The sequence below is a fragment of the Erysipelothrix tonsillarum DSM 14972 genome (genome assembly GCF_000373785.1).
Taxonomy (GTDB): Bacteria; Bacillota_I; Bacilli_A; order Erysipelotrichales; family Erysipelotrichaceae; genus Erysipelothrix; species Erysipelothrix tonsillarum.
Map to the genome: position 1 here is coordinate 134011 of NZ_KB892379.1, position 23098 is coordinate 157108.

General features: G+C 36.2%; 28 protein-coding genes and 1 other annotated feature. Of the genes, 23 read left to right on the forward strand and 5 right to left on the reverse strand.

Annotated features, from left to right (window positions below; translation table 11 throughout):
• The 6 genes from B096_RS10195 to B096_RS0106325 all read left to right on the forward strand — a co-directional run bounded on the left by B096_RS10195 (position 1) and on the right by B096_RS0106325 (position 5436).
• Positions 1 to 972 (forward strand): hypothetical protein, encoded by a 972-nt coding sequence (locus B096_RS10195; RefSeq protein ID WP_026254137.1) that lies wholly within the window; start codon positions 1 to 3, stop codon positions 970 to 972.
• On the forward strand, positions 969 to 1982 hold the full coding sequence (locus B096_RS0106305; RefSeq protein ID WP_018579907.1) for a hypothetical protein: 1014 nt from the start codon (positions 969 to 971) through the stop codon (positions 1980 to 1982). Before B096_RS10195 ends, B096_RS0106305 begins: the two co-directional genes overlap by 4 nt.
• 20 nt (positions 1983 to 2002) lie before the next feature.
• Positions 2003 to 3289, forward strand: coding sequence for a hypothetical protein (locus B096_RS0106310; protein WP_018579908.1), 1287 nt, complete (start codon positions 2003 to 2005; stop codon positions 3287 to 3289).
• 252 nt (positions 3290 to 3541) lie between these two features.
• Positions 3542 to 3955 (forward strand): GNAT family N-acetyltransferase, encoded by a 414-nt coding sequence (locus B096_RS0106315; RefSeq protein ID WP_018579909.1) that lies wholly within the window; start codon positions 3542 to 3544, stop codon positions 3953 to 3955.
• Positions 3956 to 4507: 552 nt separating this feature from the next.
• Positions 4508 to 4897 (forward strand): pyrophosphohydrolase domain-containing protein, encoded by a 390-nt coding sequence (locus tag B096_RS0106320; protein ID WP_018579910.1) that lies wholly within the window; start codon positions 4508 to 4510, stop codon positions 4895 to 4897.
• Between the two features lie 35 nt (positions 4898 to 4932).
• Positions 4933 to 5436 carry an HNH endonuclease gene (locus tag B096_RS0106325; RefSeq protein ID WP_018579911.1) on the forward strand — a complete coding sequence of 168 codons (504 nt, stop codon included), beginning with the start codon at positions 4933 to 4935 and terminating at the stop codon, positions 5434 to 5436.
• Between the two features lie 6 nt (positions 5437 to 5442).
• On the opposite strand, the gene B096_RS0106330 is transcribed toward B096_RS0106325, so the two are convergent.
• From B096_RS0106330 to B096_RS0106340, 3 genes are all read right to left on the reverse strand, one after another.
• A complete protein-coding gene (locus B096_RS0106330; RefSeq protein ID WP_018579912.1) occupies positions 5443 to 5718 on the reverse strand; it encodes a hypothetical protein in 276 nt (91 codons plus the stop codon).
• Between the two features lie 124 nt (positions 5719 to 5842).
• A complete protein-coding gene (locus tag B096_RS0106335) occupies positions 5843 to 7615 on the reverse strand; it encodes a glycerophosphoryl diester phosphodiesterase membrane domain-containing protein (RefSeq protein WP_018579913.1) in 1773 nt (590 codons plus the stop codon).
• Positions 7616 to 7698: 83 nt separating this feature from the next.
• Positions 7699 to 8145 carry a CopY/TcrY family copper transport repressor gene (locus tag B096_RS0106340; RefSeq protein WP_018579914.1) on the reverse strand — a complete coding sequence of 149 codons (447 nt, stop codon included), beginning with the start codon at positions 8143 to 8145 and terminating at the stop codon, positions 7699 to 7701.
• A gap of 206 nt (positions 8146 to 8351) precedes the next feature.
• Here B096_RS0106340 and B096_RS0106345 point away from each other — a divergent pair, with 206 nt between their 5' ends.
• Both B096_RS0106345 and B096_RS0106350 read left to right on the forward strand, forming a co-directional pair.
• Positions 8352 to 8963: a LytR/AlgR family response regulator transcription factor gene (locus tag B096_RS0106345; protein ID WP_018579915.1), complete on the forward strand. Its 612-nt coding sequence runs from the start codon at positions 8352 to 8354 to the stop codon at positions 8961 to 8963.
• A gap of 63 nt (positions 8964 to 9026) precedes the next feature.
• Positions 9027 to 10028 carry a ketopantoate reductase family protein gene (locus tag B096_RS0106350; protein ID WP_018579916.1) on the forward strand — a complete coding sequence of 334 codons (1002 nt, stop codon included), beginning with the start codon at positions 9027 to 9029 and terminating at the stop codon, positions 10026 to 10028.
• 226 nt (positions 10029 to 10254) lie between these two features.
• On the opposite strand, the gene B096_RS0106355 is transcribed toward B096_RS0106350, so the two are convergent.
• Entirely contained in the window at positions 10255 to 10812 is a 558-nt protein-coding gene (locus B096_RS0106355; protein WP_018579917.1) for a TetR/AcrR family transcriptional regulator, read from the reverse strand.
• Positions 10813 to 10954: 142 nt separating this feature from the next.
• On the opposite strand from B096_RS0106355, the gene B096_RS0106360 reads away from it, so the two are divergent.
• On the forward strand, positions 10955 to 11620 hold the full coding sequence (locus B096_RS0106360; RefSeq protein WP_018579918.1) for a peroxiredoxin: 666 nt from the start codon (positions 10955 to 10957) through the stop codon (positions 11618 to 11620).
• 249 nt (positions 11621 to 11869) lie between these two features.
• On the opposite strand, the gene B096_RS0106365 is transcribed toward B096_RS0106360, so the two are convergent.
• Complete coding sequence (locus tag B096_RS0106365; RefSeq protein ID WP_018579919.1) at positions 11870 to 12427, reverse strand: thioredoxin; 558 nt, start codon at positions 12425 to 12427, stop codon at positions 11870 to 11872.
• Between the two features lie 140 nt (positions 12428 to 12567).
• On the opposite strand from B096_RS0106365, the gene B096_RS0106370 reads away from it, so the two are divergent.
• The 14 genes from B096_RS0106370 (at position 12568) to B096_RS0106435 (ending at position 22993) form a co-directional block, all read left to right on the forward strand.
• Positions 12568 to 13371 (forward strand): putative RNA methyltransferase, encoded by an 804-nt coding sequence (locus B096_RS0106370; RefSeq protein ID WP_018579920.1) that lies wholly within the window; start codon positions 12568 to 12570, stop codon positions 13369 to 13371.
• Positions 13368 to 13982 (forward strand): pentapeptide repeat-containing protein, encoded by a 615-nt coding sequence (locus tag B096_RS0106375; RefSeq protein WP_018579921.1) that lies wholly within the window; start codon positions 13368 to 13370, stop codon positions 13980 to 13982. Before B096_RS0106370 ends, B096_RS0106375 begins: the two co-directional genes overlap by 4 nt.
• Before the next feature lie 18 nt (positions 13983 to 14000).
• A complete protein-coding gene (locus tag B096_RS0106380) occupies positions 14001 to 14399 on the forward strand; it encodes a restriction endonuclease (RefSeq protein ID WP_018579922.1) in 399 nt (132 codons plus the stop codon).
• Between the two features lie 10 nt (positions 14400 to 14409).
• Positions 14410 to 14544: a hypothetical protein gene (locus B096_RS10225; RefSeq protein WP_018579923.1), complete on the forward strand. Its 135-nt coding sequence runs from the start codon at positions 14410 to 14412 to the stop codon at positions 14542 to 14544.
• A gap of 69 nt (positions 14545 to 14613) precedes the next feature.
• Positions 14614 to 14819: a binding site (T-box leader), on the forward strand.
• Between the two features lie 31 nt (positions 14820 to 14850).
• Positions 14851 to 17256, forward strand: a complete 2406-nt coding sequence (leuS, locus tag B096_RS0106390; protein WP_026254139.1) for a leucine--tRNA ligase — start codon at positions 14851 to 14853, stop codon at positions 17254 to 17256.
• A 73-nt stretch (positions 17257 to 17329) separates the two neighbouring features.
• The gene (locus B096_RS0106395) at positions 17330 to 17650 is read left to right on the forward strand and encodes a hypothetical protein (RefSeq protein WP_018579925.1); all 321 of its coding nucleotides are present in this window, start codon (positions 17330 to 17332) and stop codon (positions 17648 to 17650) included.
• Positions 17651 to 17679: 29 nt separating this feature from the next.
• Positions 17680 to 18330, forward strand: coding sequence for a CpaB family protein (locus B096_RS0106400; RefSeq protein ID WP_018579926.1), 651 nt, complete (start codon positions 17680 to 17682; stop codon positions 18328 to 18330).
• Positions 18314 to 19297 (forward strand): CpaF/VirB11 family protein, encoded by a 984-nt coding sequence (locus B096_RS0106405; RefSeq protein WP_018579927.1) that lies wholly within the window; start codon positions 18314 to 18316, stop codon positions 19295 to 19297. Before B096_RS0106400 ends, B096_RS0106405 begins: the two co-directional genes overlap by 17 nt.
• Positions 19291 to 20109 (forward strand): hypothetical protein, encoded by an 819-nt coding sequence (locus B096_RS0106410; RefSeq protein ID WP_026254140.1) that lies wholly within the window; start codon positions 19291 to 19293, stop codon positions 20107 to 20109. Before B096_RS0106405 ends, B096_RS0106410 begins: the two co-directional genes overlap by 7 nt.
• Complete coding sequence (locus B096_RS0106415) at positions 20102 to 20827, forward strand: hypothetical protein (protein ID WP_018579929.1); 726 nt, start codon at positions 20102 to 20104, stop codon at positions 20825 to 20827. Before B096_RS0106410 ends, B096_RS0106415 begins: the two co-directional genes overlap by 8 nt.
• On the forward strand, positions 20824 to 20976 hold the full coding sequence (locus B096_RS10015) for a hypothetical protein (RefSeq protein WP_003775800.1): 153 nt from the start codon (positions 20824 to 20826) through the stop codon (positions 20974 to 20976). Before B096_RS0106415 ends, B096_RS10015 begins: the two co-directional genes overlap by 4 nt.
• On the forward strand, positions 20976 to 21293 hold the full coding sequence (locus B096_RS0106425) for a hypothetical protein (protein WP_026254141.1): 318 nt from the start codon (positions 20976 to 20978) through the stop codon (positions 21291 to 21293). The genes B096_RS10015 and B096_RS0106425 overlap by 1 nt, the downstream gene beginning before the upstream one ends.
• 51 nt (positions 21294 to 21344) lie before the next feature.
• A complete protein-coding gene (locus B096_RS0106430) occupies positions 21345 to 22139 on the forward strand; it encodes a type III pantothenate kinase (protein ID WP_244264578.1) in 795 nt (264 codons plus the stop codon).
• Between the two features lie 53 nt (positions 22140 to 22192).
• The gene (locus B096_RS0106435) at positions 22193 to 22993 is read left to right on the forward strand and encodes a metallophosphoesterase (protein ID WP_018579932.1); all 801 of its coding nucleotides are present in this window, start codon (positions 22193 to 22195) and stop codon (positions 22991 to 22993) included.
• Positions 22994 to 23098: the final 105 nt, after the last annotated feature.

The window sequence follows — 23098 nt, forward strand, 5'->3', positions numbered from 1 at the left end:
ATGAAAGCTTTACCTTATGATGAGCTGCGTGCATTGTACTGGAACTTCCTACATAGCCAGAACATTTCGCAATTAACAATTAATACTGCTTATACAGATACCTTCTACCTTTGGAGGAAAGGAAGCAAAGACCTGTTCTGGAAAGCAGTGACTGATACTGATTTTGAGGATATAGCAAAATACGAGTTAATAAAGGCTCTTTCTGAGAACTCGACCGGTAATGCTAAATCACTTGCTAATAGTTACTTGTCTCACCTTAGAAGGTTTCGAATGTTTTTAGCTTCTGATGGAACTGCCGAGCCATCTGCGCCTACGCAGGAAAAGTATGCTTACCGTGCATATACTCGTAAAAAGAAAATGGACATTGACGTTCCTAATCCTTCAATCGAGCAGGTTGAGATTTATCTTACAAAGTGGGACGGCCTTGAGAACTACCACCTGCAGGAGGATGCACTTAATAAACTGTTCTTTGAGCTATGCCCTATGAATACAGACGTTATCGATATTCTATTAAAGGCATCAACGCTTAATGATTTTTATAGTACTAACATTTTCTCAATCTACCCGGTGGCTAAACATATATGCGCTCTGGATATCGATATGAGACTTAAAGCTGGTGATGTTACCCTGGTTGGAGATATCCAATATGTAAATATCGGGGATACATTGAAGAATTTTTACTCATTTGCTTCAAAGTATTGTAGCCATCACAATCCACTTGATTATCCGATTTATGATAGCTATGTAGATGAGGTGCTTCGGTATTTTAGAAATCGTGATAACTTCTCGGATTTTCAAGATGGCGAATTGAAGGACTATGTTAAATTCAAAGGTATACTGATAGATTTCCGTGCCTTCTATGGCTTAGATAAATATAACCTAAAGCAAATTGATCAGTATGTTTGGCTACTTGGGAAGGATTACTTTCCAAAAAATTATGGAAAGAAAAAGAGAGGAGACAAGCAGAAATGAAAATTCACTATTTTCAGAGATATCATGCAAAAGAAAATGTAGCTACGGCAAATACGATGTTGCTGTTATCTCGCCTATATCAATATTCCTCTGATAAGTTTTTTCGCTTTTTAAAGTCGGAATTTTTCTCTGATTCCTTTGAGCCAGAAATCGTATTTAACTTACAAGAGAAGAGTGTTGATAGTATTCCTGATGCGACCATAACACAGGAAAGCTTTAAGATTGTTGTTGAAACAAAAATGTCTGACTGGTTTTATTCTGAACAACTTATGAGACATTTGAATTCCTTTGGTGATGAGAAGTATAAGGTAATGATTACTCTAGCCCCTGAGTTAATGGCAGAAGATAAAAAGAAGATTTTTGAACAACAATTAAAGGAATATAACTCTGCGCAAAGTAAACCAGTAATTCATATCAATACAACATTTGAAGGTATAGTAAATGCAATACAGGAAGTAATTGATGATAGGGATTACGAAATGCAGGAGGTTTTGGATGATTATCTGAATTACTGCTATAACGATGGCCTCATTGCTGTTTCAGATTCATGGAAATTTATGAGGATGCAATTGGCAGGAACAACACTAGATTTTAATGTAAGTCAGGATATTTACTATGATAATGCTGAGCGTGGTTTTCGCGCACACGATTATTTGAGCTTGTATAAAAATAAAAGCGTACGTGCGGTTGGCAAGATTAGTGCTCGTATCACGGCTGTAGATACTGATAATGGTATGCAATATGAAGTGGAGTTTGGCGAATTGACCGACGAAAGAAAACAGAAAATTGCAGATGCAATTATTGATGGTGTTCAACATGGATATGATATAAAAAGTAGTAAGCACAGATACTTCTTTGTTGAAAAATTCTATGAGACTGATTTCAAGAAAATCACACCGAGGGCTCCTATGGGAACGAGGGTATTTGATTTAACGCAAATTCTTGAAACTGAGCAATTACCTGAAACTGAGGATATCGCTGAACTACTTAAGACTAAGACATGGAGTTAATTGTGGGAGGTTAACATTATATGGAATACATATTAATTGGAATCTGCATCGTAGTTATTGCTAGCGTCTTTCTAGCGATATTCATGAAAAAGAGAGCAGATAATAAAAAACTAGAAAATCGCACGATTGTTTCGGGCATTTCACCGTTTAGTTCCCCCATTAATAAGGCAGATAAACCAGATGGACTTGCAATCCAAATGGAGATGCTTCCAGTTGGATCTATAATTGATGAGAGTAGATTAGTTGAAATTAAAAGCAGTAAAGTTCTGGCACATGTAAACAATCTTGTCCCAGAATTAGCACAAGTAGGAAATACTGCTAATAATGCGATTCAAGCAGTACAAGCAAATAGTGAGGTTTTATATAGAGCTATAATTCCAGCAGGTGCAAAACTCACTAACTCGAATGCAATGGAAAATGCTGTTCGAGGTATATATCATGGTGCAGACGGTATTAAAGGTCATGCAAATTTAGTAGCAATTGAGGCTCAAAAAGGAACGGCCGTTGTAGCCAATACCGCAGCTACGGCTATGGGAGTAGCATCGATGGTTGTTGGCCAGTATTACATGACCCAAATTAATGCTGAGCTTGGCTTAATAAGCGAAAGCATATCTAAGGTTTCAGATTTTCAGGACAATGAGTACCGTAGTAGAGTATTTTCACTTATAGCCCATGTTAAGACGATAGCAGACTTTCAAGTTGAAATCCTTGAAAACAATGAGTTGCGACTTAGTAAAATTTCTCAGCTTGATAGCTTGGAAGAAGAGTGTACTCAACTTTTAGGACAGGCTAATCTGACACTTGCTGGATATGCGAAAAAGAAAGATATTGATTACAAGACTTATGAAAGAGAATTAAATGAGGCTCAGAATTGGTATTTGTATCAAAAGTCCTTACTAGATGTGATGTATAAGATTTCTGACCTAAGATATACACTGCATCTTGGTGCTGTTTCTCGGGAGCAGTGTGTGGCTCTGCTTCCTGTATTCAGACAGCAGGTTATTGATACACAAACAAGGCTCACTAATTGGCATCAAGATGCCGCAAAAAGGTTGAACATTGATATAGATGAAACTCGCCGCAAGAGAGATGGATTTGACAGAGTAATTCACTTCTTTCCAGGCTTAATAAGAAATGAGTTGAATTTTCGTACAATTGATAAGAGCGTAGCAAATATAATAGATGAACAAAGCTATGGTAATGGCAGTAGTTTTAAATACGAACAATCAGAATTATATCTTGAAGATGTGCAGTTAATTGCGAAGGATGGAAAAGTATATTATTTACCAGAAAGCAAAGCGGATTAACCACCTTCTAAAATCTTCACTTGTATGTATAAATTAAACAGTAAAAGAGTTGATATGTTCCCTCATACAAAAGCCCTCAGTGGATATGTTCGCTCAAAGAAAATTTAGCAGAAAAGTAAAATGGAAATTTTCCTTTGACAGCTATCCACTCATCTCAAAACATGTAGAGACCATCGTTATGCTTCAAAGAAATCAATAAATTATTTCTAATGAATCATTGAATGTTTCAATATTTTTAGAAAGAGAGATTTTATGAAAATAGAATATGCTACTGAATCGGACGTACATTTCTTATCTGAAAACGATAAACATGTGTCGAAGCAACTTATTAAAAATAAACTCAGGGAGAAAGAAATAATTGTGGCTAAAAATCCAAATAATGAAATCATTGGGTGGTTGCGATACAGTTATTTTTGGGATCAGATTCCCTTTATGAATATGCTTTATTTGACGGAGTCCTATCGAAATCAAGGGATTGGGAAGCGACTGGTGCAATTTTGGGAACTCGAAATGACGAACAGGGGTTTTGATACCGTGATGACTTCAACCTTATCGAATGAGTCTGCCCAACATTTTTATCGAAAATTGGAATACAAAGACGCAGGCAGTTTATGCTTCGAAGAAGAAGCGCTGGAAATCCTTTTTATAAAAAAACTCTCTAAATAGGGTCCTATCACTTCAAAAAGTGATGCATCGCGTCAGCAAATTATTAAAAAGCATCTTGGACAGATGCTTTATTTGTTTGGAAAATAGTAATTTTAATGTAAAAAAGGACCAAGTATTATGAAACGATTGCGAATGTGATGGCACTTGCGTATAATCAATTTGAAAGCGTATACAGGTGGATGATAATTTGGATAAGAAAGAAAAAACGAATTCGTATAATAAGAATGGATATTATAAGGTTAATGCGTAAGAATATGATTTAGATGTAACAGGGGTTGCGGACTCAGGACCTGGGTTTATTTATGTAAGACATTTGGGTGACGATTGTATTTATACTCCAGACCATCAAGGAGATATTGACTTGCCCGTCTATCCTGGGGTAACAAGCTATATGCTTCAAACATCAATGAACGCCAAAAATCCGTGTTCGATTCATGTAATGCATTTTTTAAAGGTGGCTTAGGATATCGATTTACAAGTTACACTTAATGACGAAGACGCGGTATTTTGATATGATAGGTGTAGCAAACAAAGACTACAAAGGAGTTTATTATGGGAATGAATAAAGAATTTAATGCAGTTAAAGAGTTTCATGAAAAATTTGGACATCCAGTTAAAGATGAACCAGTAATGATGGATGCAGAACGTGCAGCGAAACGCTATGCTTGGATGTTAGAAGAGATTAATGAATTTATCGAAGCCGAAGACATCGTTGAACAGGCCGATGCAATGATTGATACTATTTACTTTGCCTTAGGAACACTTGTGGAGATGGGTATTGAACCGGAACCGCTATTTGAAATTGTTCAACATGCAAATATGAGCAAATTATGGGAAGACGGTAAGCCACACTACAATGAAGATGGAAAAACCATTAAACCTAAAGGCTGGGAAGATCCCCACGAGAAATTAGAAAAAGCAATTGAAGCAATGAAAAAATAACACAGAATTCTGTGTTATTTTTAGTGGAGGGAAAAATGACAAAACGTATTAAAACTACCAAACAAGAAATCGCTACGTACTGGGCAAGTCATATTGATGCACTCGGATTAACCATTACTTCCCAGCAAGCGGGAACTCATTGTTGGCGTTGCGGTGTCAAGAAACGGTTAGACCGTTGTCATATTCTTGCGGATTCATTAGGTGGGATGGACACCCCGTCAAATTTTGTATTGCTTTGTAAACATTGTCACATTGATAATCCCAATGTGAATGATGAACAGATTATCTGGGACTGGTTAAAAGCTTATGCAGTCAGTTCGGATAAGGTATATTGGTTTGAGCAAGGACTTCGTGAGTATACGTATATTTATGCTGAGACGATTGAAGCAGAAGTTTTGAATTCAGATGATTTTCAAAACGCTTTTCTTCAACAAATGGAGCAGGTGACGCATCACTTTGGTCAACCTCGCAATAATGCAGCAACGATTGCTGGCGCTTTACGTTTAACAATGAATGAACTTAAAAAGGACCGCTTATAGCGGTCCTTAGTCTTGAAAAAGCTTGTGTTCATTTTGAGATAAGATGGCATCACGCAAGCGAATTTGGGCAGCCTCCATCTTATTCAAGTTATTATCTTTTGCAAGTGTTCGAATTTCATTTTTAATATCATCAGGGGTTTCGCCAGTAATGCGAGCGATTTCCTCTACAAATACGCGCAGCTCCGATTTATAGGGTACCGGTTGAGAATGTTTCCAACCAATATAACCGAACGCACATAAATTTGTAACGATAAGTAAAACAATAATATAATTTTTCTTCATGCTAAATCATCCTCTCGTACTTAGTTTAAAGACTTTCACATTCTATTGAAAGAACTTAAGTTAATGAATTTGTTCTTTTAGTGTGCTTTTGACACTTAATAAGCAATACGAGATTTGGAGACATTTAGTTGAGTGAACCAATCATTTCTTTATAAATACGATCAAACGGTGTCGCAGCTTTTAAATCTTCGATGACACGTTGGGCTGTGAGCACATTATCGGTAATGATACCCTCTACTTGCATCGTTAGGTATAAGTCCATACGATCTTCCTCGTTTACGGTCCAAACATATAAATCTTTATTATATTTTTCAATGTCATTGAGTGTTCGAGATGAAATTGAAGAGTCTTCAATCGAATAAAAATCAACATTCATACGTTCCAGTCCTCCAATACTTAAACCTAATATATATCCCGTATAAGTATCTGGATACAATTCTTTTAATTTGAGAATGGCTGTTTTATCTAGAGATTGGAATGCAGTAACATCACGCATTTCATATTTATCTAAAGTTGCGATCATTTGATCAATAAAACCATCCTGATCATATTTGGATGTTTTAAGTTCAACCATTAACGGTTGATTGAGGCGTTTTGCTTCAGCGACATATTCATCAAAGGTGGGGATGTGACTTTCATGACCGTTATGTGACAAGGTGACGGCTTGAACTTCTTCAAGGGTAAGGAGATGAATATTATCACTTTGGTTACTCAGGCGTTTTAAAGTATTGTCGTGAAAGACCACGAGTTTCCCATCCTGTGTCATTTGAATATCCATTTCTACATAATCAGGATTATAGGTGTTTGCGAGTTGTAATGATTCCAAAGTGTTTTCAATCGCTCGAACAGATTCGCCACGGTGTGATACTACTTTTGTTGTGGAAGTTAAGGCATCACTGGGTGTATTGAAATAGATATTAAGACCGAACAATACAAAGGCCACAATCATTCCTATGTTAACAAGTAAATGATGTTTTTTTGGAGTGAAGTTTTTTTCACGTGTTAAAGGTTTTTCGTCTCGGATTTCATGGTAAGCAACAACGGTTGCTTGAAGGGTGAATATACTTGAGTAAGAGATAATGAATGCGACAAAGAAGAAAATGAGTGTGACCGATAAGGTACCCACAATTTTCATCCCTTGAACATTCGTTTCCGAAATTAGAGCCATGGGTAACGAAAGAATAAAAACCCCTACTACGGTAATGAGCGTCGTTAAAAGTGCAATCACCATGACAAGTTGGAATATTTTAAAACTATGCTTTTTCGTTAATGCCCAACTTTGTTTTGCGGATTCGATAAACGTGAGATCGTCTTCAATGATAAAAATAACAGGAGTGAAAAAAAGTTTAATATTTAGTATAAATGCGACAATGATAGCAATTGTATAGGCAATTAAACCAATTGGATTTTCTAAAACGGCATCCACAACAAAACGGGGTAAATGAACATTAGAAGTGATGTTTGTTGTAAGGCCAATATTCGCATTGGGCATTATAAGGAAAATATAAATGAGGATTAGTATAATTTGCGAGGAAAATATTTTTTTTAGCGGTTTCATAAAATCTTCTTTTTTCATCGTCTTCGCTTCATAAGGTCGATTCGCAAATTTAATAATCACTGTAAGCTGGAATAGAATAAAAACCGCGATTAAGATGATGCTTAGAACTAGAAATATGAGTGCGGTTGGACTCTTTATCAGTGCACCAAAATTCTCATTTGTAATACCGTTAATATTAGCTCTAAAAAGCGCGATTTTGAACACACGGTCAGCAATTTGTTTAATCAAGAGGAGTGACATCGATTCAGCAAGAATGACAATTAAAACGTATCGGAATGTATCGTCTTTAATCTGAACAAAGCTTTTTTTGAGTGTATCCATTATTTTAAATTTTTTCATAGGATCCCCTTTCACGTCTATTATATGAAAGATTAAGACTAAAACCTATTAAGACTCTCTTAAGAATAAAAAAAGAAAGCAATTTATGCTTTCTTGCAAGAACACATATCATTCTCACACTGACATGTAGATACACAATTACATGCAACAACATCAACCGTATTTTTATGATTTAAGGTTTCTAATAGCTGTTGTTTATCAGCGTGTGATAGGTCATAATGCTGTAGTATTTTATTCAGTGTATTTCCGATTTCTTGAGCACAGATCGAGTCAAAGGCCTCAAAAATACGTTTATGAGTTCCTTCTTTTTCAGATACAACTGGACGATAAATATAGGCTTTATCATCTTTGTCGGCTGTGACAAAGCCTTTTTTCACAAGTCGACTGATAAGTGTTTTTGTTGTAGCGGGTTCCCAATTCTTAATCTGTTTAAAATGTTCCGATACTTCGCGACTTGTCGCGGAATCTAAAGTCCATAAAACGCGAAGCACTTCCCATTCTGCGTCAGATACGGTATTTGTTTGTTTCATCCAATCACCTCTAAATATAGATTACATTTGTAGTCGTGATATGTCAAGTTGAATGATTAGGCAATATTTCGAAAGACGTTTAATTAAAAATACCACTTGTGCATATAAATACCACTTAAGCAAACAACATTTACAAGAGAATGTACATTCGATAAATTTGTGGAGAAAGATATGAGGTGATTGAAGTGATATTTATTGCCATATGTATGAAATCGGAAACACATCGTGAATTAGCGAAAAAAGTTGTTTCACAGTGTAAAGAAATTGTATTATTGCCAATTGTAGCTGATTCTGTGCGAACAATTGATCCACATTATCAAATTGTGATTGCAGATAGTAGCAAATCACAAGAAAAAGAAATTGGACTTGACCAACATATTATTTATCTTGACGTACCAGAAGCTGATAATAAACTCAGATATACGTACCACGTTCCATTATGTCCTAGAAAACTGTATGACTGTTTAATTACAATCATACAAGAACACCGTCCATGGTCAGATGGAATTGTACTTGATGGAAAACCGTCACGAAAATTTTATATGGATGATATCTATTATGTAGAAACCGAGGGACGTAAGATAGCCGTTGTAACGAAAGAAGGACGGTTTTACAGTAGTCGTATTTTTTCAATTTGGGAAAAAATGTTATCACAATTTAATTTTGAGCACTGTTACCGAGGGATTATGGTTAACTTAAATCATGTGCGTGCGGTCTCATCAAGTCTGCTCTTTTTAAATGATGGTACGCGACTTCCAATCTCGAGAAGACGTTATCAACGTTTCTATCGGAACTATAATCGGATGCGAAAACGATAAGAAAGGTGAAAATAAAAGCGAAATCGTTTAAAATAGAGATAATAGGAAGTGAGAGGATAGCTCATGGACATTTTAATTCTAGGATTGGGAACGATTGGAACGCTTTACGGATCATTGTTTTCGCGCGCTGGTCATAATGTAGAACATTTTCTTCGAACAGGAAAAGAACATGTCAGTCGTGTTCATGTTGACTTATTAGATGGAAGATTAAATCCTAAAGGAAAAGAACTTTCTTATGATTACGATATAAAAGCAGCGACCAAAAAAGAATACGATTTTATTTTTGTCAGTGTCTCATCGGGGCAATTAAAAGCAGCGATGGACTGCCTTCGTGATGCGAAAATTCATGGAACGGTATTACTATTTACAGGTGTTTGGACCGATCATAAGCGATTGGATGAGATTATGGGATTTTATAATTATATTCTCGGTTATCCAGTGGGTGGGGGATCGATGGATGAAAAAGGTATTTTAACGGCTGTAGTCAATGAGTATGTCATGATTGAATCGAAGACACATGCACGTATTCCTAACTATAATTTAATGATGTCACTTTTTAAAAGCTGTGATTTATCTTTTGAAATACCTCATGATATGTTGGAGTGGATGTGGGTTCGTATGGCAATGAGTGCCGCGATTGTTTCAACTGTTGCACGCTACGGGAATCTCAGTTTTCCGGGTGCTTCGGTTGAATATGTAATGACAAATAGTAAAGCTCTCGCTCATTGCATTCGTACAATACGTGAAACGCTTTTGATTGCGCGGGGCCGAGGGATTAATATGAATCACTTTAAACAAGAAATTTTACCGTACAAGTTTCCTGCTGCAATCTCGGGGTGGGGCATGAAGGTTAAATTTAAAACTAGCCGGATTGCGCGTGAATCCATGAAGCGCAATAATAACATGTCAGATCTTATGTATATTTGCTACGAAGTGTATCACGAAGGGAAACGACAATGTCTTCCGATGCCACACTTTACAGAAAATATGCAAAAGATGCTGGTCATGTTAGAGGAGCAAGAGCAAATTGATCCAACGCTTTATAAAAATGTAATTAACTTTTAAATTTGAATACTAAACCGCAAAATAATGTGCGGTTTTTTTGTCAATAAAAGATAATAAATAGAACAGAACTTATTATAAAAAATATCGCTACGGTGATTATATCGGGTTTTTATAAACACGAGTTAACGTGTTGTCGTTGAGGATACGATATATATTATCTTAGTTTAGACATAATAAAAGCACCCGCGGGGGTGCTTAATTGTTACTCAAAAAAAATCCGGGCTTTTTATTGAAAAAAAGCAATAAGAGAGTGATATAAAAAATCAATGTTCTCTTGTTGTGAAGTAGGGTAGTTTTCGATTAAAAAAGATAGATTTGATAAGAGCGAATAAATGAGTTTAGTAATTATTTCTTTATCAAAAGCCCAAGGATTTGCAATTGACATATCCTTGAATACTTCTTTGATATTAGTTAGAACAAAACCTTGTAGATTTTCCAAATTTTCTGCATTCATTCCACGTACCCGCTTAAAGTGAACACCCAGACCGTGTCGTTTTTCTGAATCGAAATAGAGAACCTCTAAACGACGTCGAAATTTATCATCAAAAGATACCTCAGTCGTAATGCAGTTCTTGATTCTTGTGAAAGTATTTGCCCAACTTTTATGTACAACGACTGCATAGAGCGATGCTTTATCACGATAATAATTATAAAGCGTTCCAACCGCAATATTTGCTTCTTTGGCAATCATTTTCATGCTCACGTCTTCGTAATCGTGCAAATAAAAAAGATGCTCCGCACTGGTAAAAATTTCTTCTTCAATATTATGTATTATCTTTGGCATAGGCTTCCTCAATCTCTATAACTATAGCATAAGCATACCATAAATTGCTTTTAAAATATCACGCAGATTACATTGACAATGATAATCATTATCACTATAATAGAGATATAAGGCAAGTGCCCTATATTAGGAGGATATATATATGGAAAACAACAGTTCATTCCCACTATTGGGAGAAAAATTCCCTACATTAAATGTAAAAACGACACAAGGTCAAATGACTTTACCGGATGCGTATGAAGGAAAATGGTTCGTACTTTTCAGTCACCCAAGTGACTTTACTCCAGTATGTACAACAGAATTCATCGGCTTCGCAAAAGCTGCTGATGAGTTTAAAGCGATTGGAGCAGAATTAATTGGTTTATCTATTGATGGTGTTCATGCACATATGAAATGGATTGAGTGGATTGACGAACATGCAAATGTTAAAATTCCATTCCCAATTATTGCAGACGAATTAGGTCGTGCTGCATCACAACTTGGAATGTTACACTCAGCAATGGGAACAAACACAGTACGTGCAGTCTTTATTGTTGATGACAAAGGTATTTTAAGACTTACAATGTATTATCCACAAGAAGTAGGACGTAGTATTGATGAAATCTTACGTGCTACTAAAGCACTTCAAACGGCTGATAAATATAGTGTTGCAATCCCTGAAAACTGGCCAAATAATGAATTTATTGGCGATCATGGAATTGTACCACCAGCATCAACCATTGCTGATGCAGAAAAACGTAAAGCTCAAGCAAATGAAGGCGATACAGAGTATCTTGACTGGTGGTTTGTACACAAACCAATTAAATAAAAATAATTAGATTGATGATTAAAACTCCAAAGTTATTAACTTTTGGAGTTTTTTTATAGATAATGCAGAAATAGTTTATGATGGAAAGCAAGAACTTAATGTAATTGATACATTAAGCTGTGATAGAACAAAAAAAAGATACGTTTGTAGAAATAATTCCAAACGTATCCAAAATAATTTTTTGTTTTATATCTTTGCTTATATCAAAGCACGTTTTAATGCTATAGGTATCCTTTTATTAAAAATGTTTTATTGACGATGAGCATCAATACCTTCAAACATATTTCTTAGACGTAGGTGTAAGAATTTAGTTTGATTTTCAGTAAGTTTTACTGGAGGTTTGTGATTTTCAACAGTTCCTAAATGTGTTTGAATTTTTCCATCTTTATCAATTGCAACTACAAAGGGAACATAACCATTTGATCGTTGCGCTTCAGGGAGTTGTTTATCCCAATCGGATAAGCGTTTCTTTAAATCTTCGTTCTCGCTGTATTCAGCACTTTGAACATCTAAAACCGTAATTTCTGGTTTAAGGTTAAGACCTTGTTCTTTATAACTTGCTTCCAATTCTGTAACAACAGCTTCCATTTCTGGAATCAGAGCAACACACCATGGACAATCGGCATAACCTATATAATAGATGCCTTCTTTAGAATCTTCTAAGCTCTTAATGATCGTCTCAGCGTCGGTTGTAACATAATGGTGATCCTTCTTGGTAAAACCCTCATAATCTTTCATCAAATTATTAGAAGAACAACCTGTGAGCACGAAAATTGAAACGAGCAGGGCAAGTAGCGTTTTTTTCATAGTGACCTCCTTAGTCCCTTAAATTATAGAACTTTTTTAAAAAAATGCAAGATAAACATAGTTGCGATATATGTTAAGTATGTTTGTATAAAAATCGAATGGCTGTGGTATAATTATTCTAAAGTAAGGTAGGGAATGTTATGACATATTTTAAATGTCCGAACTGTGGGCAAAATTTGGAAGAACAGGGACAAACATACACCTGTATAAAGGGACATCAATTTGATAAAGCAAAGAGTGGATATGTAAACCTACTCATGTCTCAAAAAGAGAAAACAAAGCAGCACGGTGATGATAAAGCGATGGTTCGAGCACGTCATGATTTTTTAGAAAAAGGTTATTATAAGATTTTATTGGATCAAATCATGAATGTATTCGAAAAATATAATTGTAACCGAATTTTGGATGCAGGTTGTGGTGAATGCTGGTATACGGAATCATTGATCCAAAAGAATCGGATTATTTACGGGATTGATATTTCCAAAAATGCAGTGGATTTTGGTTCAAAACGTAATCCGAATTTAAAGTTAGCGGTGGGAAGCACGTATGATTTACCGGTAATGGATGAAGCATTTGATGGCTGTCTCTCAGTTTTTGCACCTTTTAAAATTGAAGAAATCCATCGTGTTTTAGAAAAAGAGGGGATATTTATACAAGCTTTTCCCCTGGGTAAACACTTGATGGCTTTAAAAGAAATTGTATATGACGAACCTTATGAAAATGAAGTTGATGTCAAAATGTATGAAGGCTTTCAATTATTAGATGTAATGCAGATTAAAGGTCCAATTGACCTTGCTTCTACGGAAGATATTTTAAATATCTTTGCCATGACCCCTTATGCACATAGAACACCCGAGGCGAATATTCAGCGCCTTCATGCTTACTCACAGTTAACGGTTGGCCTGGAATTCGGCCTTGCCATTTATAGAAAAGAGACAATATGAAACGACCTCATTTTATTGAAGAAACAGTAATTACAGAATCAAGGGTTCTTATTTCTGAGATTGAGCCAAATACACGGTATGAATCCTGTCTCATCTATCAAGATCATGCGCTTGTTAAGTGTGAACAAGTTATGTTTAGTAAATGTGAATTTGAAATTGATGCTTGTGATCGTGCAGAGTTTCTAGATGTTATTTTTGATCGATGTGATTTGAGTAATCAATCGCTTCAAAAAAGCTATTTATATCGTTGTGAATTCAGGGCTTGTAAACTTATGGCAAGTGAAATATATGATAGTAAAGTTAAAGACGTTTTGTTTAAGGATACAATGATGAATTTTATGAATTTGTCGCAATCAAGTTTTGAGAATGTTGTGTTTGAAACATGTCGTCTCAATGAATCATCTTTAATGATGGCGAAGTATAAAAATATGAAATTTAAGGATTGTGAACTAACGGGATTAAATCTAACAGATACACGTTGTAATAATTTAGATCTAACATCTTGTACGTTTGATACAATTGTATATACACCCGGGTTGATTAAGGGGATGCGTATTCGAGCGGATCAAGCGAGTGCACTCATTGGATATTTAGGGCTCATTATCGATTAATGAAAGGTGGCGTTGAATATGGGTTTCTTTAAGTCGTTATTTAAATCTAAAGTTCCAGCACATGTTTTAGAAGTGCGTAATCAGGCAGAATTTTTGAATTATTTTCTGAATCTTTTACCTTTATTGGGCTATGAAACCATCGAACAACCGGATAAAAAATATGCACATGGTGTCAATGTATTGGCGAATAAAGATGGTATGCGATGCGCATTCAAACTTGTGTTCAGTACGAATGAAGTTGGGACAGAATCGATATCTGAACTGGCATCAGCATTGGTATTCCATAAAGCAAAAATTGGAATCGTCGTAACAAATGAAACCTTTACGAATAAAGCTCAGCAGTACGCTGGGACTAAACGCATTAATCTGTGGGATGTGTATCATTTAGATAAATTAGAATCCAGATTAAAACGATAAGGAGATGCGTATGAAAAAAACAGTTCAAAAGGCTATAGATAAAGCAAATCAAAAACCACCATTTTTACTGGCTGCCGGACTTATTGTCGCTAATGTTGTACTTATGGCAATAGTTAAGCAAGCATCCGAAGCTGAAGAGGCGTGAAAGCGCCTTTTTTTATCGTTACGATCGACTGGGATTGATTGACTTTTGAAGGTTTTTCCACTATTATTGAAGAAAGCGATGATAAGAAATAGTAGTGAATCAAGATAGCAAAGAGAACTGATGGATGGTGTGAATCAGTGTATGGCGATTTTCGAACTCATCTTTGAGCATAATTTCTGAATTAGTAGGAAATTACGTCCCCTGCGTTAAAGGATTGAGAGTCTGTCGAATATCGATAGGAATTAAGGTGGTACCGCGAGCAATTCGTCCTTTGTAGGTACTTTTTTTTATGTTATAGGAGGAAAAATGATGTATAACCATTTAAAAATTGAGAAAAAATGGCAAAAATATTGGGATGAACACGAAACGTTTAAAACCGATGTTCATAACTTTGACTTGCCAAAATATTATGTCTTAGATATGTTTCCATATCCATCTGGAAATGGACTTCATGTAGGTCATCCCCGAGGATACACTGCAACTGATGTTATTGCGCGATATAAACGAATGAAGGGTTTTAACGTGTTGCACCCGATGGGTTGGGATGCTTTTGGTCTTCCAGCTGAACAGTTTGCACTTAAAACAGGAAATCATCCAAATGAATTTACAAAACAAAACATCGCTCATTTTACAGATCAAATTAAAAGTTTGGGTCTGTCGTATGACTGGAGTCGTGAAATTTCAACAACTGACCCTAGTTATTATAAATGGACACAATGGATTTTCACCAAGCTTTATGACATGGGTCTAGCTTATGTTGATGAAAAGCCTGTAAACTTCTGCCCAGAATTGGGTACGGTTCTTGCGAACGAGGAAGTCATTGATGGTAAAAGTGAAGTCGGTGGTTTTGATGTAATTCGCATGCCGATGCGTCAATGGGTTTTGAAGATCACAGAATACGCAGATCGATTACTTGAAGATTTGGATTTAGTTGAATGGCCAGATTCCACCAAAGAAATGCAAATAAACTGGATTGGTCGTTCAGAAGGTTCAAATGTAATTTTTAAAATCGATGGTCACGATAAAGAATTTACAGTATTTACAACACGTGCGGATACGCTCTTTGGGAATACATACTGTGTTCTTGCTCCAGAACATCCTTTTGTTAAGGAAATTACAACCACAGAGAATATTGATGCAGTAAATGCTTATGTTGAAAAAGTATTGCATAAATCAGATTTAGAACGTACTGAGCTTAATAAAGAAAAATCAGGTGTCTTCACCGGGGCTTACGCAATTAATCCTGTGAATGGTAAGCGCGTGCCAATCTATATCGCAGATTATGTTCTTGCAGCTTATGGAACAGGTGCGATAATGGCGGTTCCAGCACATGATACTCGCGATTATGAATTTGCTAAAAAATATGACTTAGAAATCATACCGGTCCTTGAAGGTGGCGATATTGCTGTTGAAGCATTCACCGGCGATGGCGTTCACATTAATTCAGGATTTATGGATGGTATGGGTAAAGAAGAAGCTATTGAAGTTATGCAAAAATGGTTAGTTGATAATGGTTATGGGGAGCCTAAGACTACCTATAAACTCCGTGATTGGCTATTCTCAAGACAACGATATTGGGGAGAGCCAATCCCTATTGTTCATTTAGAAGATGGTACGATGCGTACCGTTGAATTGGATGAATTGCCATTAGAACTACCCGAAGTGGAAAACTATAAACCAGCAAGTGATGGACAATCCCCTCTTGCGAATGCAGGTGATTGGTTGGATGTTACATTTGCTGATGGTACTAAAGGCCGTCGAGAAACGAATACAATGCCACAATGGGCGGGTTCTTGCTGGTATTACTTACGTTACATTGATCCCGAAAATAATGATGCAATTGGTGATCCAGAACTTCTAAAACATTGGATGCCTGTTGATCTTTATATGGGTGGTTCTGAACATGCAGTACTCCACCTTCTTTATGCACGCTTCTGGCACAAAGTTCTCTTTGATTTAGGTGTTGTGGATACGAAAGAACCATTTGGTAAGCTTTACCACCAAGGAATGATTCTCGGTGATAATAATGAGAAAATGAGTAAATCACGCGGTAACGTTGTGAATCCCGATGACATCGTGGAAAGTCATGGTGCGGATGCGCTACGTGTCTATGAAATGTTTATGGGACCACTTGATGGCGCGATTGCGTGGAGTACACGTGGACTTGATGGTATTCGTAAGTGGTTAGATCGTGTATACCGACTTATGGTTGAATCCGACAAAATTGTAGATACAAATGATGGGGCTCTTGATTTTGTTTATAACCAAACAGTTCAAAAAGTAACACACGATATTGAATCGTTTGGTATGAATACAGCTATTTCTCAATTGATGATTTTTGTAAATGAAGCATATAAAGCAGAAACACTTTATAAAGACTATGCACTAGGATTCATAAAAATGCTGGCATGTTTTGCACCACATTTAGGTGAAGAATTGTATGAAATTGTTGCAGGACATGGCGATATTAGTTATGAACCTTGGCCAACATTCGATCCAAGTAAACTTGTTCTTGATGAATTAGAAATTGTTGTGCAAATTAATGGTAAAGTGCGTGCTAAATTTATTGCACCCAATAATTTACCTGAAGATGAACTGAAAGCGCGTGTTTATGAACAAGCTCAGGTTCAAAAAAATCTTGAAGGCATGACAGTCGTTAAAGAGATTGTTATCAAAAACAAAATTGTAAATCTTGTTGTCAAACCAAAATAATTTAAAACAGACGAAAGTCTGTTTTTTTATTAGGGACAGCCGACTCAATGCTTTAATTAGAGATGGGTGATTTATGAAAGGTGTTATATTAGCATATGGTTATACGTTGTTAGCGATGATGCTTATATCATTGTTTCTTTTTTTGATTGTTTTTAAACAAGAGTTTCAACAAAAGCGTTATCAATACCGGAATGCACTCGAAATTTTAATTTCTGAAATGAAACCGGATAAACCACTTGAAGCGGCGTTTGTAGACCTTATAAATGATCGACAAGGACAGGTGATTGAAATTAAAGATCACTATTATCCCAAACTGCTTCGGGTGGCATTTAAAACTAAGATAATGGGTATACCAGTTGTTTTTGATGAGTTAATGATTGAGGAGGGGTTATAATACGTAAACGTTGCTTAGGAGTCCTATTGTTGATTGCCACAGTTTTAGGGATTGTGGAAATTGGGGTTCGTCTTCGATGTCGAAATGAAAAGACCTACCGTCTCAATACCGACTTAGCACAACGAGAGAAACTTGAGGAACATCATCTTGAAGAAATCGATTTGCCAAATAAGTTATTCACCGAAACGATGATAAAAGACAAAGAAATGGTTATTGGACGATATGTTCGACTTGGGCATACATTGTATCGTGGAAAAATTCTTGATCGACGTGATTTTGAACATTTTGATGAAGCTCAGGAGAAGGCGTTATTGATGTTGGAACCCGGAGAAGTATTGCTTAGTTCGGAAGCGTCGTTGGTGAATACGGGAGGCAATATTCTTAGGGCAGGAGATTATGTAAACCTGAGTGTAAAAATAAGGGACTTTGATGGAAATGGAGAGGTAATTCCACTTATGAATGGAGTGCGTGTAGTTAATGTTCGAGATCGTGATGGAATCGAAATTGAAACAGGAAAGCAACCAAGCGTTATAGGCTTTGCAATTCCTCAAAAGTTGGAGCGAATAATCCACAAAGCAATGGGGAGAGGTACATTGTCGGTTGTGATTTGTAGTGGAATTCCCCAAGTAATCAATGAATTACAAAAAGAGGTGATTACCTATTTTGATAACGACCTTTGATTTTGGTCCACTAACGCCATTTATTGAAGATGATGAAATTACGGATATTAATTTTAACGGGATTGATTTATGGTTGGACCATCTTGTACGAGGACGCGTAGTTCATCGAGAATTTTCAAGCCATGAAGTGTTATGGCGAATTTGTTCGCGATTATCCAATGTTGTGAATTTACCCTTTAATCAACAGCATCCGATTTTAGAGACCGACTTAAACAACCTTAGAATCAGTATCATTCATCCGAGTGTGGCGCGATATTTAAGTGTATCAATTCGAAAAACATCCTATAAATTAAGGCTAAATGAAATGTATATTGAGTCATCCTCGTATATGAGCGTTTCTGCTCTCAAATTTTTAAAATATGCAATTCGGTCAAAGTGTAATATCCTTGTGAGCGGGTTGCCTGGTGCGGGAAAGACAGAATTAATTAAATTTTTGGCGGGATATATTAAGCGTGATGAACGCATCATATCGATTGAGGATTCTTATGAATTGCATCTAAAAACAATTTATCCTTTTTTTGACACAGTGGAAATTAAAGTGGATGGTCGGTTTGATTATGCACAAGCAATTAAAACTAGTTTAAGGCAAAGACCTAATTGGTTACTGCTTAGCGAGGTGCGGGGCGAAGAAGTCGTAGATTTACTCCGATGTGTTTCTACGGGTGCGAGTGTTTTGAGTACCATACATGCTCGTAATGCTATGGAAATTCCGGATCGAATTATTCAAATGATTCCTTCAACAAACCATGAATGGCTTAGTGAACGACGTATTTGTGATGCAATTAATATAGGGATTCATCTCGATATTCGTTTGAGTGAATTGGGTATTCAACGATTTGTGCGAGAAATTATTGTATTTACGCGGGATGGAAACCATCGTCTTTATAGTTTTAGAGGAAAACGACTTCAAGCTAAGATTCCGGAAATGATTAAAGAAAAAGCGGAGTTGTATGGTGTCAAATGGTAATCCTCATACTAATCGTCTTAGCCTGTGGTTTACGGTACCAGCGAGATTATCGATATGCTTTTCAATCAATGTTTAAACAGAAGGTATTTAAGGCCCACTACAGGGCCTCTAGAGTGTGGTTAGGTGCTTTACTCTTGCTTGTTTCAACTGGTAGCATTGGCGTACTCTTTCAGCTAAACGCAACAATGATAACGATGCTTATAATTTCAACCTTGTTTGGTGGACTTTTGCAATTACATATCATGTGTTCGTATCAAAACCATAGAGAGGCGTTTCAATCCCTTTATTTATTTCTAAGTTATAATGCATCCTTATTTAGAACGTGGGAGAAGGCCTTACCTTGTTTAGAGGGTATTGTAGCCATTGAACCCTTTTATAAAAATTGGGTGGATGAAATTTTAAATGAACTGGAAAAAGGTGGAACGCTCATTGAGGCTTATCGGAGACGCTCATCACATTACCTAGTTGTGACTCTCGCTGTTATTATGGAGATGGCAGAGACATATGGAAACGCAGGCTTGGACCTTGCGCTTTTGAGTTACGAAGAAGATTTAGATCAGTGGAAAATATATACCGAGAAGCTTCACCAAGATTTATTGGGGATGCGATTAAAAGTTTTAATCCTGATCTTTATGAGTATTGGCATTGCTTATCTTTCAATCGGAATGCTTAATCAAACCATCGCGATTGTACATAATAAATTCTACCAATATTCAGTCACGTGCTTTTTAGTTTTAATTCAAATTGTCTTAATTGAAACGACGAAAGGTCTTCAACACACGTGGATAAGTAAGGAGGAATGTATTGATTAAGGTAATAATTGGAGTTCTTTATATTTTTCTTATATTTAAATATGCAGAGTCGTTGTTGGACGCAGTGATACTTAAATCGTATCATTGTTTTAAACGAATTACGGGAGAGGAACCAGTTAATAATATGAAACGCCATAAGCAAGTGCTTTATCTTCTCACACCATTTATTTTTGTTGGAGGGAAAGTGCTCTTAATGGGAATTGTTATCATATTTATCTTACAATTTCTCATCTATTATCGCAGTTACCGTCGATATAAAAACAAACTTGCGATGCTCCTGTATGAATTTCCAATATGGTTAAGACAACTCCAATGCCTTCTAGCCTACAATACTGTTTATCAAGCACTTAAAACCAGTCAAAACATTGCTCCGAAATCGTTACGGACTGCAATCGAAGATTTAATTGTAGGTATCCAACAACAACCAACATCGGTAACTCCATACCATCGATTTATGGAAGCTTATGATAGCTTTGAAGTGCGGAAAGTTATGAAAATCTTGCACCGAGTTAGCGTTACAGGAACCCAAGATGCGACTACGCGCCTCAATGCGATGATACTTGAATCACATCATTGGTTAACCGTTTCGCGAAACCAAAAGAAAGAACAATTGATGACCCAAGTGAGTGCATTGGGGTTGATTCCACTTACATCAGTGGGTCTGCTTTTTTTACTTTTGATGGGATTGGTGGTGGCTTGTTTAATGGAAGGGGGGTGAGTTGTATAAAGGCATTTTTTGAGGAATATGGTTTGGTACTCGTTGTGACGGTAATCGCAACTGGGATGATTGTATTTTCAAATGAATTTAAGGATGTACTTAAAACGACATTATTAAACCAATGGCAGACAATGACAACGCGTAATTAATGAAGCAGGCCATTGAAGGATATCTACTCATGTTTTTAATGATGGTTTCTGTTGTTGTCTTATTGGGTTTAATTTACCTTAATCACAGTCAGAATCAACTTGCATTATGTAAGGAGATGGCGATCGCAAGAATGAATCATTACCATAGCATAAAGATTCATAGCGATGATTTATCTATGTGTAAAGGAGTAACAATCAATGCATTGCCAGAATCTGGTCGCTATCGCGTAAACTTTTCCAAAAAAGTAGCGTTGGTAGGGATTAATCTATCATTAGACCTTGAGGATAACGGTCTTACCTACATGATACAAGGGTAATCCTTGTATCATGTATTATAGAAAAAATATTAAAAATAGTGTATGGTAATTATGAAACGAGGTAAGATTATGATCCTAACAGTTGATGTTGGTAATTCTAATACTGTGATTATTGGTTATGAAGATACGCAAAAAAAAATAAACAAAAGGATACTTACAGAAAAAAAGAACCCCGATGTTTATTATTACAATGAATTTGAATCATTACAGGTAAATCCCAGTGCAATCGTTCTGTCCTGTGTTGTTCCAATGATCACAGCACAAGTTGAAAGTGTACTCCGTTCGCTCTATCCATGCGACATCCATGTCGTTTCAGCTAAAACGATTCAAAACTTCACAATTAAACTTGATCAACCCGAAGAAATCGGAGCAGATTTTATTGCGACTGCAATTGGAGCAAGTGCTCAATTTCAATCTCCCATTATTGTAGCTGATATTGGTAGTGCATCAAAAATAAGCGTTATTGATTCTGATGGATCATTTCTTGGGGGTGTCATTATCCCGGGGTTACAAACATCTTTAAATGCATTAGTAGAGTATATTCCTCAACTACCGGAAGTTGAGTTTGATGTGCCACAATCGGTTATTGGAACGAATACGCGTGATTGCATTCAATCAGGAATCATGTATGGACTGATTACGCAGATTGAAGGATTAACAAAGAAAATGGAAGCAGAACTTGGCAATACGTGCACCAAAATCATTACAGGGGGTTACGCAGCGCTAATTCATAAAAACCTCAACGATTTTATTTATAATCCTGACCTTTTAAATGATGGATTGCTTGCGATTTATCAGAAGGGGTATTTAAATGCGACTGGTGTTTTCAATGACAACTTACAATGAAAGTGATATAGTAAGTTTCTGAACTTTTATAAAGTTTATGAATGGAGTGGAATATGGTTCTAAAAATAATCTTATTTATGGTAATCTTTATATTAGTCTTGATTATTTATGGCTTTATAGAGTATTACTGGCTTAAAACGAAACAAATAAATGTAAAAGACTTTAAAGTAAAGAAAGAAATTCCCGAATCATTACGTGGAAAACGTATCGTATTTTTATCGGATTTTCAATTTGATCACCGTGCGCGAAATTTTCTAGATCACGCGGCACAAAATGTCGTCAATCAAACGAACAATCTTGAACCTGACCTTGTAATTTTGGGTGGCGATTATATTCATCAAAAACACCGAAGAAACGACCGGATTTTTGATTATCTACAAGAGATTAAAGCTCCTAAAATTGGAGTTTTAGGGAATCATGATTACCGTGACTTGGAAACATCTTTAGCGGGTTTAAAACGCGCAAATGTCCACGTTTTAAAAAATGAAGTAGTTCGCTATCATGGTATGAATATTATTGGAGTGGATGATTATAAACGAGGAAAAATTAAACTGCCAGAGTATGATAATAGTCTTAATCTACTAGTTACGCATAATCCTGATTATGCTCCCAAATTGGATGAGAATGCAGATATTGATATGGCTCTTGCAGGTCACCTCCATGGTGGTCAGCTTACTTTTTTTGGGATCTATGCTCCTGCTGCAAATCATAGTGAGTATGGACAACGTTATCGATATGGGATGGTGCATGATCGTCATCTTAGCATGTATATTACTTCTGGTGTGGGTGGCACAGTTGATGTACTTCCGATACGAATCTTTGCGCGTCCAGAAATTGTAGTCATTGACTTCTAACCAATTGGTCACAATCAATTGGTTTTTTTGTGGAAAAATATATTTGGAAATTACTTTACCTGTCGTAGTAGATGTGTTATATTTACTACGACAGATGAAGTAGAG